General features: G+C 27.4%; 14 protein-coding genes. All 14 read left to right on the top strand.

Annotated elements, in window-relative coordinates:
• Positions 1-137 precede the first annotated feature (137 nt).
• The gene (gene infC / locus ASHG_RS06605; protein WP_040398464.1) at positions 138-677 is read left to right on the top strand and encodes a translation initiation factor IF-3; all 540 of its coding nucleotides are present in this window, start codon (positions 138-140) and stop codon (positions 675-677) included.
• 9 nt (positions 678-686) lie between these two features.
• Positions 687-887: a 50S ribosomal protein L35 gene (gene rpmI, locus ASHG_RS06600; RefSeq protein ID WP_040398462.1), complete on the top strand. Its 201-nt coding sequence runs from the start codon at positions 687-689 to the stop codon at positions 885-887.
• 12 nt (positions 888-899) lie between these two features.
• On the top strand, positions 900-1,253 hold the full coding sequence (gene rplT / locus ASHG_RS06595) for a 50S ribosomal protein L20 (protein ID WP_040398460.1): 354 nt from the start codon (positions 900-902) through the stop codon (positions 1,251-1,253).
• Positions 1,253-1,984, top strand: coding sequence for a TrmH family RNA methyltransferase (locus tag ASHG_RS06590; protein ID WP_040398459.1), 732 nt, complete (start codon positions 1,253-1,255; stop codon positions 1,982-1,984). Before rplT ends, ASHG_RS06590 begins: the two co-directional genes overlap by 1 nt.
• A gap of 216 nt (positions 1,985-2,200) precedes the next feature.
• Positions 2,201-3,223, top strand: a complete 1,023-nt coding sequence (pheS, locus tag ASHG_RS06585) for a phenylalanine--tRNA ligase subunit alpha (RefSeq protein ID WP_040398457.1) — start codon at positions 2,201-2,203, stop codon at positions 3,221-3,223.
• A gap of 8 nt (positions 3,224-3,231) precedes the next feature.
• Positions 3,232-5,610 carry a phenylalanine--tRNA ligase subunit beta gene (gene pheT, locus ASHG_RS06580; RefSeq protein ID WP_040398456.1) on the top strand — a complete coding sequence of 793 codons (2,379 nt, stop codon included), beginning with the start codon at positions 3,232-3,234 and terminating at the stop codon, positions 5,608-5,610.
• Positions 5,611-5,618: 8 nt separating this feature from the next.
• The gene (locus tag ASHG_RS06575; protein WP_040398455.1) at positions 5,619-6,143 is read left to right on the top strand and encodes a cell division protein ZapA; all 525 of its coding nucleotides are present in this window, start codon (positions 5,619-5,621) and stop codon (positions 6,141-6,143) included.
• Positions 6,143-8,359, top strand: coding sequence for a peptidase U32 family protein (locus tag ASHG_RS06570; RefSeq protein ID WP_040398453.1), 2,217 nt, complete (start codon positions 6,143-6,145; stop codon positions 8,357-8,359). Before ASHG_RS06575 ends, ASHG_RS06570 begins: the two co-directional genes overlap by 1 nt.
• The gene (locus ASHG_RS06565; RefSeq protein WP_040398451.1) at positions 8,359-10,704 is read left to right on the top strand and encodes an endonuclease MutS2; all 2,346 of its coding nucleotides are present in this window, start codon (positions 8,359-8,361) and stop codon (positions 10,702-10,704) included. Before ASHG_RS06570 ends, ASHG_RS06565 begins: the two co-directional genes overlap by 1 nt.
• A 14-nt stretch (positions 10,705-10,718) precedes the next feature.
• Positions 10,719-12,419, top strand: a complete 1,701-nt coding sequence (argS, locus tag ASHG_RS06560; RefSeq protein ID WP_040398706.1) for an arginine--tRNA ligase — start codon at positions 10,719-10,721, stop codon at positions 12,417-12,419.
• Positions 12,419-13,120 (top strand): hypothetical protein, encoded by a 702-nt coding sequence (locus ASHG_RS06555; RefSeq protein ID WP_040398449.1) that lies wholly within the window; start codon positions 12,419-12,421, stop codon positions 13,118-13,120. Before argS ends, ASHG_RS06555 begins: the two co-directional genes overlap by 1 nt.
• 1 nt (position 13,121) lies before the next feature.
• Positions 13,122-14,222: a tetratricopeptide repeat protein gene (locus ASHG_RS06550; RefSeq protein ID WP_040398448.1), complete on the top strand. Its 1,101-nt coding sequence runs from the start codon at positions 13,122-13,124 to the stop codon at positions 14,220-14,222.
• A gap of 99 nt (positions 14,223-14,321) precedes the next feature.
• On the top strand, positions 14,322-14,696 hold the full coding sequence (locus ASHG_RS06545; RefSeq protein ID WP_004818312.1) for a RidA family protein: 375 nt from the start codon (positions 14,322-14,324) through the stop codon (positions 14,694-14,696).
• Positions 14,697-14,708: 12 nt separating this feature from the next.
• On the top strand, positions 14,709-15,164 hold the full coding sequence (locus tag ASHG_RS06540) for a redoxin domain-containing protein (protein ID WP_004815650.1): 456 nt from the start codon (positions 14,709-14,711) through the stop codon (positions 15,162-15,164).
• Positions 15,165-15,452: the final 288 nt, after the last annotated feature.

Below are 15,452 nucleotides of genomic sequence, written 5' to 3'. Positions count from 1 at the left end.
CTTGTATCATATCAAAAGAGAGTTAAAGAAGTACCCGATACTCACCTGCCGACCTTTAGTTTTCAGGTTACAATCTCTATTAGAATATTTCTAATTATATTGTAAATTTTTTGGGTACTTTGAGTACCCATTTTTTTATGCGAATATTTGGAGGTAACATTATAAAAGACTTAAAAATTAATGAGGAAATAAGAGACAATAAGCTTAGACTTATAGATGAAGACGGATCACAAATTGGTGTTGTATCTAAAAACGAAGCCTTGGATAGAGCTTTCGATAAACATTTGGATCTAGTATTAATGTCACCAAATGCTAAGCCACCAGTTGCAAGAATCATGGATTATGGAAAATTTAAATACGACCAAGAGAAAAAAGCTAAAGAAAATAAGAAAAAACAAAAAACAACACAAACAAAAGAAACAAGATTTAGCTTAAATATTGAAGATCATGATTTAGAAACAAAGGCAAATCAAACAAAGAAATTTTTAAACAATGGCGACAAAGTTAAAGTTTCTGTAAGATTTAAGGGTAGAGAATTGGGTCATAAAAACTTAGGCTATGATTTATTAGATAAATTTATGGAATTTGTTGGAGATTGTGCACAAGTTGATAAGAAACCAGCAATGGAAGGAAGATCACTAGTATTATTTATCTCACCAAATACCGAAGAAAATTAGGAGGAAAAAATGGCTAAGAACAAAATAAAAACAAAAAGAGCAGCTGCAAAAAGATTTAAAGTAACAGGCAGTGGAAAAATAAAAAGACATAAAGCTTACAAGGGACACCTTACAGCTAAGAAAACACCAGCAAGAAAAAGAAAATTAAGAAAATCTACAATCGCTTCAAAAGGTGATGCTAAAAACATTAAAAGATTATTAAATATCTAATAGGAGGACATAATGGCAAGAGTAAAAAGAGCATTAAACGCAAAAAAAAGACATAAAAAAGTTCTTAAACAAGCTAAAGGTTACTACGGTTCAAAATCATTACTTTTCAAAACTGCAAACCAAGCAGTAATGAAATCTTTACAATATGCTTTTATTGGTAGAAAAAGAAGAAAAAGAGATTTCAGAAAATTATGGATTGCAAGAATAAATGCAGCAGCAAGAGCAAATGGAACAAGCTATTCTAAATTAATGGGAAATCTTAAAAAAGCAAACATTGATATAAACAGAAAAATGCTTGCAGAAATTGCTGTATCAAGCCCAGAAGAATTTACAAAATTAGTAGAGATTGCTAACCAAGCAGCTTAATGATAATAAAATCAGAATCTAACGAAAAATACAAGTATATAAATAAACTTAAAAAGAAGAAATATAGAAAAAAGTTTAACTCTTTCATAGTAGAATCTATAAAAATAGTTGACCAAATTCCGGAGGATTTTGAATGTGAATTTGTTTTTGTAAATGAAGATATGAAAGATTATAAAACAGATTTTAAAAAGATAGTTTTTTCAAATAATTTATTTGATAAGCTATCTTTGCTTGAAAATCCTGAGGGAGTTTCAGCTGTTATAAAAATAAAAGAAAAAAAAGAAATTTCTTCTAATAAGGTATTACTATTAGATCATATGCAAGATCCGGGAAATCTTGGCACGATAATAAGAAGTGCTGAGGCCTTTTCTTTTAAAGATATAATTTTTCTAAATAATTGTGTAGATTTATACAATGAAAAAACTATAAGGGCAAGCATGGGATCTATTTTTAGGTTGAATTTTATTGATTTAGAATTAGAAGATGTAAAATATTTAATTAGTAAAAATTATAAGCTGATTTTGGCTGATATGAATGGAAAATCAGTAGAAAAATTTAAATCTTATGATAAAATAATATTAGCTATAGGAAACGAGGCTAATGGAATAAGTGAATCTTTAAAAGATTTGTCAGATGATTTTGTATCCATAAGAATGGATGGGAAAATTGAATCATTAAATGCAGCAATAGCTGCATCAATACTTATGAATAATTTTAGCCAAAGCGGATAAAAGCTATACTATTCAAGTAAAGCAAGTGGTAGATGATGAGAGGCCATCTTGTAACGGTATAGAAATTCACCGCCTAGCTTCGATACGAATTAAGTAGTTGAGACGGTTATGCGTTATAATTTTTGAGTGGATTAAAGAATCAAATTAGGTGGTACCGCAGATAAGTCTGTCCTTTTATAGGGCAGTTTTTTTGTACCAAAATTTAAAGGAGAAAAAATGAAAGAACAATTACAAGCCTTAGTAAAAAGAGCAAGCGAGGCTATTGAAAAAAGTGAAGATTTAAAATCTCTTGACCAAATAAGAGTTAAATATCTTGGTAAAAAAGGTGAAATAACATCATTAAAGAAAAATATTTCAAAATTACCAAATGATCAAAAACCAATGGCAGGAAAACTTATAAACCAAACTTCAAATGAAGTTGAAAATAAACTTGAAGAGAGAAAAGAAGAAATTAAAAAAATTCTTTTAGATAAAAAAATAAAAGAAGAAAAAATTGATGTAACTGCAAATTTTGACATTTATTCTAGTGGTCATATGTCAGTAATAAATCAAACTATGGCAGAGCTTGAAGAAATTTTCCAAAATATGGGATTTGATGTTGTAGAAGGACCAGAAATTGATACTGTAAAAAATGTTTTTGATGATTTAAATTCACCAAAAAACCACCCATCAAGATCTTTGTCTGATACCTTTTATATAAATGAAAATACTCTTCTTCGTCCTCACACATCAAGTATGCAAATTCGTGTGATGAATGAAGGAAAACTTCCTATAAAAATGGTTTCTGCTGGAAGAGTTTTTAGAAATGACGAAGTAGATGCAACTCACTCACCAATGTTTCATCAATTGGAATGTTTGGTTGTTGATGAGAATGTTTCAATAGCAAATTTAAAAGCAACCCTTGAAACTTTTATAAAAGAAATGTTTGGAGATGAAATAAAAATGCGTTATCGTCCTCACCATTTCCCATTTACAGAACCATCTCTTGAAGTTGACGTAACTTGTCCAATTTGTGGAGGTAAGGGCTGTCCTGCTTGTTCAAACACTGGTTGGTCAATGGAACTTTTGGGTGGAGGAATGGTTCATCCAAATGTACTCGAAAATTGTGGAATAGATAGTGAAAAATATACTGGTTTTGCTTTTGGTCTTGGAGTTGATAGAATTGCCATGGTTAAATATGGACTAGATGATATTAGATTACTATTTGATAATGATAAAAGATTTATTGAACAATTCTAGGAGGAAATATGTTAGTACCTTTAATTTGGCAAAATGATTATATAAAATTAGACGAAGATTTAAAAACAATTACAGATAGACTCTCAGAAACTGGATCTCACGTTGAAAGTGTAAATTTTATTTCTGATAAACTTGATGGTCTTGTTGTAGGGAAAGTTTTAAAACAAGAAAAACACCCAAATGCCGACAAATTATTTGTCCTTACAATTGATGTTGGAGAAGAAATTACTATAGTAACTTCTGCAAAAAATACAAAAGAGGGTGATTATCTAATATTAATAAAATCAGGATCTAAAATAAACGGACAAAAAATTGATGATCATGAATTTTTTGGAATTGTAAGCCAAGGTATGCTTACATCATATAAAGAAATAGGATATGATGACTCGGTTATTGAAAAAAAATCAAAGGATGGAGTTATAGTTTTATCTGGTGAATTTAAGCCAGGTACACCAGCAGTTGAAGTTTTATATTCTAATACTCCAGTAATTGAATATGAGATCACTCCAAATAGACCTGATTGTCTTTCAATTATTGGAATGGCAAGAGAATCTGCTGCATCTTTTGATAAAAAAATCACCTATCCATCATTAGAATATCCAACAGTTTCTGATAAAAAAGATAATTATTTTAATGGGATTGAAATCAAATCTAATAATTGTAAAAGATTTACAGGAAGAATTATAAAAAATGTAAAAGTTGGCGAGTCTCCTCAATGGCTTAAAAATTATTTGATGCTTGCTGGAATGAGACCTGTAAATAATGTTGTAGATATTACAAATTTTGTAATGCTTGAAACAGGTCAACCTCTTCATGCTTATGATCTTGAAACTTTACATGATAGAAAAATTATTGTAAGAGATGCGAATGAGGGCGAAATTATTAAAACTCTTGATGGTGAAGAAAGAAAATTAAATGAAGAAGTTTTGGTGATAGCTGACGGAAAAGAGGCTATTGGTCTTGGTGGAATTATGGGATCAATGGATAGCGAAATTACAGAAAATACTAAAACAATTATTCTAGAATCAGCTAATTTTGATTCTGATAATATTAGAAAATCTTCTAAATTTTTAAATTTAAGAAGCGAGGCATCATCAAGATTTGAAAAAGAAATTTCTGTAGAAAATGCTGATTTTGCATCAAAAAGAGCTATGAAACTTATTACAGATCTTGGAATTGGAGAAGTTTTGGAAGATTATTTTGATGAAGGAATAAAAGAAAGTCCAGAAAATAAAGTTAAGCTAAGAATCTCTAGATTAAATGCCTTAAGTGGTAGAGAATTTTCTAAAAATGATGCAATTTCTTATTTGAAAGCTTTAGAATTTGATGTAAAAGACATTGATGATGATACAATTGAAGCAAAAATTCCTGATTTTAGGATGGATATTTCAATAGAAGCAGATTTAATTGAAGAAGTTGCAAGACTTTATGGAATGGGAAAAATCGAATCTAAAGCTCTTTATTCATCTTTACAAAGAGGAGAAAAAACTCCTATGAGACTTTTAAAAGATGAATTAAAAAATAATTTATTTGGACAAAAATTCTCAGAAATTACAACATATTCATTTATTTCTCCAAGAGATTATGACAAATTATTGGTTGATGAAGATTCAAAATTAAGAGATTATATAAAAATAATTAATCCTTTGGGAGAAGATTATTCTGTAATGAGAACAACTCTTCTTTCCAATATGTTAGATACTTTTTCAAAAAATATTGCTAAAAAACAAAAAGATTTAAGATTTTATGAAATTGGTACAGCCTTTATAAAGGATGGCTCTGATCTTCCAGAAGAAAAACAATACTTGACTATGGGGCTTTATGGAGATTATTCTTTCTATGATTTGAAAGATTTCTTTGTAAAGGCAATGAATAAAACTGGATTTAGAGGATTTAGATTTGAAACTGAAGAAAATATCAAAACTTTCCACCCAGGAAGATGTGCAAATATTTATCTTGATGGAGAGAAGATTGGTATTATGGGACAAATTTCCTATCAAGTTATGGAAGAATTTAAAATTAAAAATTCTGCCCTAGCTTTAGAAATTGATCTTTCTATGATCAAGGATAAAAAAATAGACCAAATTAAATACAAAGCTCTTTCAAAATTTCCATCAATTCTTCGTGATTATTCTTTTACTTGTGATAGAAATGTAGAAAGTCAAAAAATTGAAGATGTAATTATTGAAAAAGCAGATGGTTTGGTAAGAAATATAGAGATATTTGATATCTATACAGGAGATCAAATTGATCAAGGTAAAAAATCTATTTCTTATAAGGTAGCTTATGGCAAAAAAGATGCAACCTTGAAAGATGAAGAGGTTGAAAAAGTTGAAAAAGAATTTTTAGAAGATTTAAGTAAGGAAAATATAAACTTGCGTAGTTAGGAGTTAAAGTGGCAGATAATAAAATTGTTGTTAATATTGCTGGCATGGACTACACTTTGGTAAGTGATCAAGAAAAAAATGAGATTGAACAAATTGCAGCTTATGTTGATAAAAAAATTCGAGAAATTGATAATGATAAATTAACTCGTGAAAACCAACTTGTTTTAGCTTCAGTAAATATTGCTGATGAAATGTATAGGATTTTAATCAAGCACAAAAAGTTAAGAGAAAAAGCTAAAGATCCTATTGAAAATTATCCTAAAATAAAAGAAGCTTACGAGAAATTAGAAGAAGAAAATAAAATTACAAAAGATGATTTCGAAAAGTCTAAAAAAGATTTTATGGAATCTATGAAAAAAATCGATGGCTTAAATTCTACTATTAATAGACTAAATGCAGAAATTGATAATAAAAATAAAATTAATAAGTCGAAAGATGAAAATCTAAAAAAACTTAGAGAAAATTTGACCAAGTTACAAGAAGAAAATCTTGATCTTCAAAAAGAAAATGAAGATTTGAAGGGAAACTTGTAATGAAAAATGTTGAAATATTAGCTCCTGTTGGTAAAAGATCTATGCTTGATGCAGGGATTTCTGCAGGGGCTTGCAGTTTTTATCTTGCCTTGGATGATTTTGGTGCAAGAGCTTATGCCAAAAATTTCTCCTTAGATAATATTGAAGAAGTGATTGATTATGTTCACTTGTTCGATAGAAAAGTTTTTATAACTATAAATACTCTTATAAAAGATGAAGAAATTGATAAGGCGATTTTTTATATTGAAAAACTTTTTGAATATGGTGCTGATGCTATTTTAATTCAAGATATTGGACTATATTCTTTGCTAAAAGACATAAATAAGAAAGCAAATCATAGATTAGAATTTCATGCTTCAACGCAAATGGCAATAAAAGATTATGATGGGGCTCTTACTGCCAAAAATCTTGGTTTTGATAGGGTAGTTGTTGCAAGAGAAACTGAGATTTATGAGATAGAAAAAATTTGTAAATTAGATATTGATACAGAAGTTTTTGTTCATGGGTCTTTATGTGTATCTTTTTCTGGAGAATGTTTATTATCTTCATATCTTGGTAAAAGATCTGCTAATAGAGGAAGATGTGCAGGAATTTGTAGAAAAAAATATAAGCTTATTAATGATGAAAAAATTTTGGGAGAAGATTATTATCTTTCAATGAAAGATCTTTCAACAATTGATAATATCGATAAGCTAATAGAAGTTGGAGTAAATTCTTTAAAAATTGAAGGACGTATGAAAACTGATGAGTATGTTTATAATACTGTAAAAAATTATAGAGAAAAAATCTATGAGAATTATTACGATAAGGATCAATTAAGAGATATTTCAAATAGGTCTTATACAAATGGATTTATTTTTGGACAAAAATCATCATATCTTGCCCTTGAAAATGAAAATAAACATAGAGAAATTGGTGAAGTTTATAAAAAAGGTAATAAAAAATATTTTAAAGCAAATTCAAATTTGATAAAAGAATCAATTCTTCAAGTTACAACTGAAAAAAATAGAAAACTTCCCTTGACCTTGACAGAAGATTTGAAAAAAAATCAAGAGGTAGAATTAAAAGATTTTCCAGATGCCAAAGTGGGGTCAAAAATTTACCTACTTTCTTCAAAAATTTTAAAGGAAAATCTAGATTATGGTCTAAATTCTTATGAAAATCTACCTTTAAATGTTAAATTTGAGGCTAAAATCGGACAGTATCCTAAAATTACCCTTAAATATAAAGATACAAAAATATCTTATGAAGGTGAAAATTTAGTCGAAGAAGGTAAAAATATTTTCCTAAATCAAGAAGACATAAAAGAAAATCTCACAAAATTTGGAAATACAATTTATAAAGAAGAAAAGGTAGAAATTGATATTGACTCTAATATATTTTTGAGAAAAAAAGATATAAATTCTATGAGAAGAAATGCACTTGACATTTTAAATGAAAAAAGACTTTCTTTTTATAAAAATGATCCTATAAAAGTTAAAAAAAGAGATTTGAAAGAAGATAAAACTTTTAAAAGAGAAAAAAATATAGAATTATTAACAAATGATATAGACCCTTCTCTATTGAAAGATTTTGATAATATTTATTTGAGAAATTATGATCAAAAATTTGATGGTTTAAATATTTTTTATATTATGGATGCTGATAAAAAATATGACCTAGATTTTATTACTTTTTTGAAAGAGAAAAATTTTAAGGGAGTAGTTTTTAATAACTATAAGGACTTTGTTTTAAAAGATGTACTTTTGAAAAATGGATTTGAAATTAGGATAGGTAGATATTTAAATGTTTTCAATTCTTATTCTTTTGATTTTTATAGTGATTTTTCTTCTATGATTTGTTCATCTGTAGAAAATTCTTTTGAAAACATTAATAAAAATTCTAGAAAATACCCTACAGAAATTTTAGCTTACGGTCCAATTGAGCTTATGAATATGAGACACTGTCCATTTTCTGCTATAAAAAAATGTGAACTAAAGGGATGTGAGACTTGTAAATTTTCTAATTCTCAAATAAAAGATGAGGATAATAATCTATTTGACATAAAAAGATCTGATGGTTTATCTAGGATCTATTCAAAAGAAATTACAAATATTGACCTTACAAAAATTGAAAATTCAGTATCTTTATTGTATCTTATTAGAAATAATGAAGATATTAAAAATATTAAAAAAATTGAGATTAACAATCTTGGATACGACAGGGGTGTTATTTAATGCAGGAAAAAACTTTAGAAGTTTTAGAGTTTAGAAAAATTTTGGAAAAACTCAAAACCTATGCAAGAAGTGAACTTGTTAAAAAAGAAATTTCAAAAATAAATCCTAAAAATGATATAAATGAAATTAAAGATGAGCTAGATAAGACTAAGTCTATGGAAAAGGTCATTGTAGAAAATGGGAACATTGATATTTTTGGCCTATATGATTTAAAAGAAATTATTGGATATGTTAGAAAAAAAGGAATTCTTGAACCATTTGAACTTTTAAAAATTCTTGATTTATTGAGAGTTAGCAATTATTTAAAAGAATATGGAGAAAATATAGAAGATCCTTATATAAAAGATTTATTTGATAGAATTTCTACTAATGATTTTATAAAAGATGAGATAGAAAGGTCTATAATATCTGAAGATGAAATAGCTGATAATGCATCAGCAAATTTAAGGTCTATTAGAAAGAAAATGGGCAAAAAAGAAGAAGAAATTAAAAATAAATTATCATTTTATATTTCTTCATCAAAATTTGATGACTCACTTCAAGATAAGGTAGTTTCAATTAGAGATGGAAGATACGTACTTCCAGTAAAAACAAATAAAAAAGCGGTTTTAAATGGAATAATTCATGATAGATCTCAAACAGGAAATACTCTATTTATAGAACCTAGTGCAATTGTTGAATTAAATAATGATTTATCAAATTTACAAATCGAAGAAAGTGACGAGATTAGAAGGATTTTAGATAGACTTTCAAGATTTGTTGAAGGCTTTGATCAAGAAATTTTAGAAAATCAAAAATTAATTCAAAGAATAGATTTTTTACAAGCGAAAGTAAAATATTTTTTGGCACATGAATATACTATGCCAAAACTTACCGATAAAAAAATTATTAATTTAAAAAATGCTCGTCATCCTCTATTGAAAGGAAATGTAGTTCCGATAAATGTAAAAATTGGTGATGGATATAATACTTTAATAATTACTGGGCCAAATACAGGAGGAAAGACTGTTTCTTTGAAAACAGTTGGATTAATTTCTTTAATGGCTCAATCTGGTTTTTATATTCCTTGCGATGAAGATAGTTTGGTAAATGTTTTTGACGATATATTTTTAGATATTGGAGATACCCAATCAATTGAAATGAGTCTTTCAACATTTTCAGCATCTCTTACAAATATTGTAAAAATTACAGAAAATATTACTGAAAATTCTCTAGTTTTATTAGATGAGGTCGGAAGTGGTACAGATCCAACAGAAGGAGCAGCTCTTGCTATTTCAATATTAGAATTTTTGAAAAATAAAAATACAATGACTTTTGCAACAACTCATTATTCAGAGCTAAAATATTACGCCTTGGAAAAAGAAGGAGTGATGAATGCAAGTGTAGAATTTGATCTTGAGAGCTTATCACCAACATATAAATTAATAATAGGGACTCCAGGTAAATCAAATGCTTTTGAAATTTCAAAAAGATTAGGTTTAAATAAAGAAATTTTAGCAAATGCCAAATCAATTCTTTCTGAAGATAATAAAAATTTTAATACAATTCTAGAAGAACTTGATCAAAACAAAAAAGAGATGGAAATTAAAAATCAAGAAATTGAAGATTATAAGAAAAAAATTAAAAAAGCAAGAAATGATCTTTTATCTCTATCAGAAAAAATCAAAAAAGAAGAAAAGAAAATAATAAAAAAAGCTGAAGAAAAAGCAAATAAAATCTTGGAAGAAGCCAATGAGTCAAGTCAAGAAATGCTAAAAATCGCAAAAAAATCTAAAAATGCAAATGTTTCGGATATTGATAGATCTTTAAATGATATAAGAAATAAATATAAATCATCAAAAATCGAAAAAGATGAAAATATTATAAAAGAAAAAAGAAGTAAAAACGCTCCACAAAATTTAAAAGTAGGAGACACTGTAATTATTGAAGGATTAAATGAAAAGGCCCAAGTTATTGAAAATCCTGACGAAAAGGGTAATATAAAAGTACAAATGGGTATTTTGAAAATGGATTCTAATATAAAAAATGTTACCAAAGTTAAAGCGAAAAATAAGACTAAAGAAAATACTAACAGAATTTATAAGGCAAAAAAAGCCATGCACATATCTCCAACTCTTGATTTAAGAGGACAAAGATATGATGAGGCTTTGAGAAATTTTGATAAATACCTGGATGATGCTATGTTATCAGGACTTGATCAAGCCAAAATTATTCACGGCAAGGGAACTGGTGCTTTGAGAAATGGTATTAACGATTATTTAAAAAATAATAAAATGATCGACTCCTTTAGGCCTGGAAATGAAAAAGAGGGTGGATATGGAGTTACAATTGTAAAATTCAAATGATTTTTGGAGGAAATATGAAAGATTTAAAAGAAGTTATAGTGAAAAAGCTTGAAGAAAAAGAACTAGGTTTGGATTACCAAGAAATTTATAATTTAATTGAAATTCCACCTCAAGATAATATGGGAGATTTTGCCTTTCCTTGTTTCACTTTGGCAAGAACTATGAGAAAAAATCCTAAACTTATCGCTGAAGAAATAGCAAAAAATTTAGAAATTGATGGCGTAGAAAAAATAGAGAACGAAAATGCCTATGTAAACTTCTTTTTAGATAAACAAAAAGTAACAAACGAAGTTATCAATGAAGTTTTAGAAAAAGAAGATGACTACGGAAAAAGTGATATGGGAAATGGAATTAATGAATTAGTAGAATTTTCATCTGTAAATATAGCTAAGCCTTTCCATATTGGACATATTAGATCAACAGTTATTGGGGATGTAATTAGAAATATTTATGAATACTTAGGTTATAATGTTACAGCTTCAAACTATATAGGAGATTATGGTACACAATTTGGTGTAATGATAGCAGCTTATAAACTTTGGGGAGATAAAGAAGCTATTGATAAAGATCCTATCAATGAACTTTTAAATTTATATGTAAGATATACAAAAGAAGAAGAAGATAACGAAGAATATCAAGAAAAAGCTAGACAAGAATTCAAAAATCTTGAAGACGGAGAAGAAGAAGCAGTTGAATTATGGCAATGGTTCAAAGATCTATCACTAAGAGAGTTTGATAGAGTTTATGGAATGTTGGATATTAAATATGACAATTACCATGGAGAAAGTTACCATTCAAAATGGATGCCAGATGCACTTGATGAATTAAAAGAAAAAAATCTTTTAGTAGAATCTGATGGAGCTTATATAGTAGATTTGAGTGAATTTAATTTACCACCATCAATGCTTATTAAATCAAATGGTTCATCAGCTTATATTACAAGAGACGTTGCAACAGCGCTTTATAGACATAGAACATATGGTCTTGATAAAAATATTTATGTTGTTGGAAGTCAACAAAAATTACACTTTGAACAATTAAAGAAAATATTATATTTAATGGGACATGAAGATGTAAGTGAGGAAATCTTACACGTACAATTTGGTATGGTTTCATTAAAAGATCAAGTTCTTTCAACAAGAAGAGGTCATGTAGTATTCTTAGAAGATGTTTTAAATAAAACAATAGAAAAAACATACTCAATCATGAAAGATAGAGATAACCAAATAGAAAATTTAGAAGAAGCTGCAAAGATTGTTGGTATTGGTGCTGTTAAGTTCCAAGAATTGTATAATTCAAGAATCAAAGATTATGTATTTGATTGGGACGAATTATTAAACTTTGAAGGAGAAACAGGTCCATATGTACACTACACATATGCAAGAGCAAAATCTGTTTTAAGAAAAGCTGGAAAAGAAAATTTTGAAAAAATAAACTTTGAAAAATTAAACTCAGAAGAAGAATATAGCTTAATTAAAGCTTTAGAAAGCTTCCAAGATGCAGTAATATTAGCTAAAGATAGACTTGAACCTGCGGTAGTTGCAAGAAAAGTAATGGAAATTGCACAAAAATTCAATAAATTCTACAACTCTACACAAATATTAGTAGATGATGAAAAAGTAAAAGAAGAAAGACTTGCACTAACAAAGGCTACATCAATTGTTATTAAAAATGGTTTAGGAATATTAGGAATTAAAACAGTGGAACAAATGTAATGAAAGAAAGAATTATAGATTTTTTAGAAATTTCAAAATATGCATTTTCTGAAAGCGTAAAAAAAATAAAAAAATCATACATTCTGTTCATTGCTTTAATAGTTAGGTCTGTATTTGAAGGTATGAAGGGTTTATCTATGTTAAACTCTTCATATCTTTCTTCATTAATAAATTATTTAATAGAGATATTAATATTGTGTTTTGTTGCTCAAGCTCTTAGATCTATAGTCTTATACAACAATACTGGCAAAAAATCTATAGAAAATTCAATATCGAATTTTTTCTATTTAATTATGTCAGCTATGTTTTCAATTTATATAGTAGAACTTTTAATAAATAATTTACTTACAGGAGTTGATCCAACTATTTTAAATATAGTAAGTATTATATTTAAGTTTTTTACGTCGGCTGTAATAGAGCTTGTTTATATAGAGAGCGTCTATGGATTTTCTATATTGATAGATTCCTTTAATTTTGTAAAAAACAACCTATTTATTTGGGGAATTTATGCACTAATTTACACATTAGTAGAAACATATTTAATAAACAAATTAGTGATAAATACCTTGGTAATTAGGAATGAATTTATATTTGTAATTCTTCTATCAATATGGGATACAATATTTTTACTATATAAAGGACATTTATTTAAAATATTATCAAAACATTCTTATGGACAAAGAAAATTTATGAGAGGATAAAATGGCAAAAATAGACCAATATTTTTTGAATTTTACAGACAAACTAGGATATATAGATCTAAAAAAAGAATCATCGTATGATCTATTAAATAAAACTCCCTTAGCACTTTATACAAAAGACTTATCAGAAAATGTAATAAGCGGAGAATTTGAAAATAAAATAAACCTAGATATAATTTTAGATGGACTAATAATGAATCTAGGTATTGATAAAGATTTTAGATACAAAGAAACATATATAAAAATAATAGAAAACTATATTAAAAATATAGGTGCCTATACATCACAAAAAGCTTTAAAAATAATAGAAAAGAGTCCTGAAAAATCTTTACTCTTACTAAGAGGAGGATATATAATAAATCCATTTGATAAATACAATTCTTATAATTATGCTAGAATTCTTTGGCCAAAAGCATATGAAGATACAGAATATAAAGATGAATTTATTAAAGAAGCTCTTAGAATTTTACAAGAAATAATAAATCAAGACGAAGAATTTCCCTTATCATATTATGAGCTTGGAAATATATATGCAAATCTTGGAGAATATATAAAGGCAAGATCTTACTATGAAAATGCCCTCCAAAGAACAAAAGATATACAAGCTAAAGATGAAATTAGAGAAAAGATAAAAATGATATTTGATAATGCAGAAATAGAAGAAGGACTTTATTATATAGGAAAAGGAAACTTTGACAAAGCAATACAAATACTAACAAGACTTTTATCAAAAACAAAAAGAGCAGATGCGTATTATTATCTAGCTGTAGCCTATCAAAATGTAGGTCAATATGAAAATTCAAACCTTGCTTTCAAAAATTCATTAGAAAAAGGCGGAGAATTTAGAGAACTTTACAATGACTATGCTATAAGTCTATATGCAACAAAAAAACCAATAGATGCAATAGAAATAATAAACCAAGGTCTAAAAAAATATCCAGAAGACCCTAGAATGACCTACAATAGACTACAAATAAATTTATCTCTTAATAATATGAAAAAAGCAAAAGAAGACATAAAAAATTTAGAAAGCTATGATGATTTAAGTGATGAATTGAGTAGAAATATACAAATAATAAAAGATCAATACAAATTAAACTAATCTCAAATTAATATTTGAGATTTTTTTAATTTAAGTTGAATAAAACAAGAAAAAAAGTATGCTCATAATATAATAACGTTTACTAAATAGGAGGAAATTATGAAAATAATTCAAACAAAAAAAGCACCAGCAGCAGTTGGAGCATACTCACAAGGAATAGTAACAAACGGATTCGTATACTCATCAGGACAACTTCCATTAGTACCAGAAACAGGTGAGTTAATATCAGATGATATCAAAAAAGCTACAAAACAATCATTGGAAAATGTAAAAGCTATAATAGAAGAAGGTGGATCTTCAGTAGAAAAAATCGTAAAAGTTAATATATTCTTAGACGATGTTAACGACTTTGCTGCAGTAAACGAAGTATATGCAGAATTTTTTGGAGATCATAAACCTGCAAGAAGCTGTGTAGAAGTAGGAAAACTTCCAAAAGGTGGACTATTAGAAATCGAAGCAATAGCAGAATTATAAATAGGAGAATAAATGTCAATAATAAAAAAAGGTGAAAAAGCACCATTATTTAATATAAAAGATCAAAATGCAGAAGATGTAAACTTAGAAAATTATAGAGGAAAAAAAGTAATACTATCATCACATCCTCTTGCATTTACATCAGTATGTGCAGATCAAATGAGATCGCTTGAAAGAAATTACGATAGAATCCAAGAAAAAGGAGAAACAGTAGTAATAGGCTTATCAATAGATCCACAACCATCAAAAAAAGCATGGGCTGCAGTATTAAATATAGATAACGTAAAATTTGCATCAGACTTTTTCCCACTAGGAGAAGTAGCAAAAGCTTATGGTATATTTAATGAAGAAAACTCAGCAAGCAAAAGAGCAAATATCATAATAGATGAAGAGGGAATTGTAAAGTGGTCAAAAGAATATCCACAAGCACAACTTCCTGATATAGAAGAAGTAATAGAGAATTTATAAAAAATAAAAAAAATATTTGACAAAAGTCAAAAAAGATAATATACTAATATAGCTGTTTGATTAACAGCTATATTTTTTATCTCAAAAATAGTCAAGAAAATAAAATATTGAAAAAAATATAAAAAAAGCTTGACAATAAAAAAATACGAGATATAATATAATAGTCGGCACCAAGAAAAGCGATAAGTTAAATAAAGAATATGAAAAAAATCTTAAAAAAAACTTGACAAGCTTTCAAAAAGGTGGTAGACTTAAATAGTCATTACAAATGACGCATGAACCTTTAAA

Origin of the sequence: Anaerococcus senegalensis JC48, from assembly GCF_000321005.1 — a bacterium.
GTDB lineage: Bacteria > Bacillota > Clostridia > Tissierellales > Peptoniphilaceae > Anaerococcus > Anaerococcus senegalensis.
The sequence above is the reverse complement of the archived record's forward strand: the minus strand, read 5'-3'. Positions and strand labels throughout refer to the sequence as shown.

What these genes read in the sequence shown, in the direction of transcription:
- infC (WP_040398464.1), top strand. Translation starts at nt 138, where the DNA reads ATGCGAATATTTGGAGGTAACATTATAAAAGACTTAAAAATTAATGAG.
- rpmI (WP_040398462.1), top strand. Translation starts at nt 687, where the DNA reads ATGGCTAAGAACAAAATAAAAACAAAAAGAGCAGCTGCAAAAAGATTT.
- rplT (WP_040398460.1), top strand. Translation starts at nt 900, where the DNA reads ATGGCAAGAGTAAAAAGAGCATTAAACGCAAAAAAAAGACATAAAAAA.
- ASHG_RS06590 (WP_040398459.1), top strand. Translation starts at nt 1,253, where the DNA reads ATGATAATAAAATCAGAATCTAACGAAAAATACAAGTATATAAATAAA.
- pheS (WP_040398457.1), top strand. Translation starts at nt 2,201, where the DNA reads ATGAAAGAACAATTACAAGCCTTAGTAAAAAGAGCAAGCGAGGCTATT.
- pheT (WP_040398456.1), top strand. Translation starts at nt 3,232, where the DNA reads ATGTTAGTACCTTTAATTTGGCAAAATGATTATATAAAATTAGACGAA.
- ASHG_RS06570 (WP_040398453.1), top strand. Translation starts at nt 6,143, where the DNA reads ATGAAAAATGTTGAAATATTAGCTCCTGTTGGTAAAAGATCTATGCTT.
- ASHG_RS06565 (WP_040398451.1), top strand. Translation starts at nt 8,359, where the DNA reads ATGCAGGAAAAAACTTTAGAAGTTTTAGAGTTTAGAAAAATTTTGGAA.
- argS (WP_040398706.1), top strand. Translation starts at nt 10,719, where the DNA reads ATGAAAGATTTAAAAGAAGTTATAGTGAAAAAGCTTGAAGAAAAAGAA.
- ASHG_RS06555 (WP_040398449.1), top strand. Translation starts at nt 12,419, where the DNA reads ATGAAAGAAAGAATTATAGATTTTTTAGAAATTTCAAAATATGCATTT.
- ASHG_RS06550 (WP_040398448.1), top strand. Translation starts at nt 13,122, where the DNA reads ATGGCAAAAATAGACCAATATTTTTTGAATTTTACAGACAAACTAGGA.
- ASHG_RS06545 (WP_004818312.1), top strand. Translation starts at nt 14,322, where the DNA reads ATGAAAATAATTCAAACAAAAAAAGCACCAGCAGCAGTTGGAGCATAC.
- ASHG_RS06540 (WP_004815650.1), top strand. Translation starts at nt 14,709, where the DNA reads ATGTCAATAATAAAAAAAGGTGAAAAAGCACCATTATTTAATATAAAA.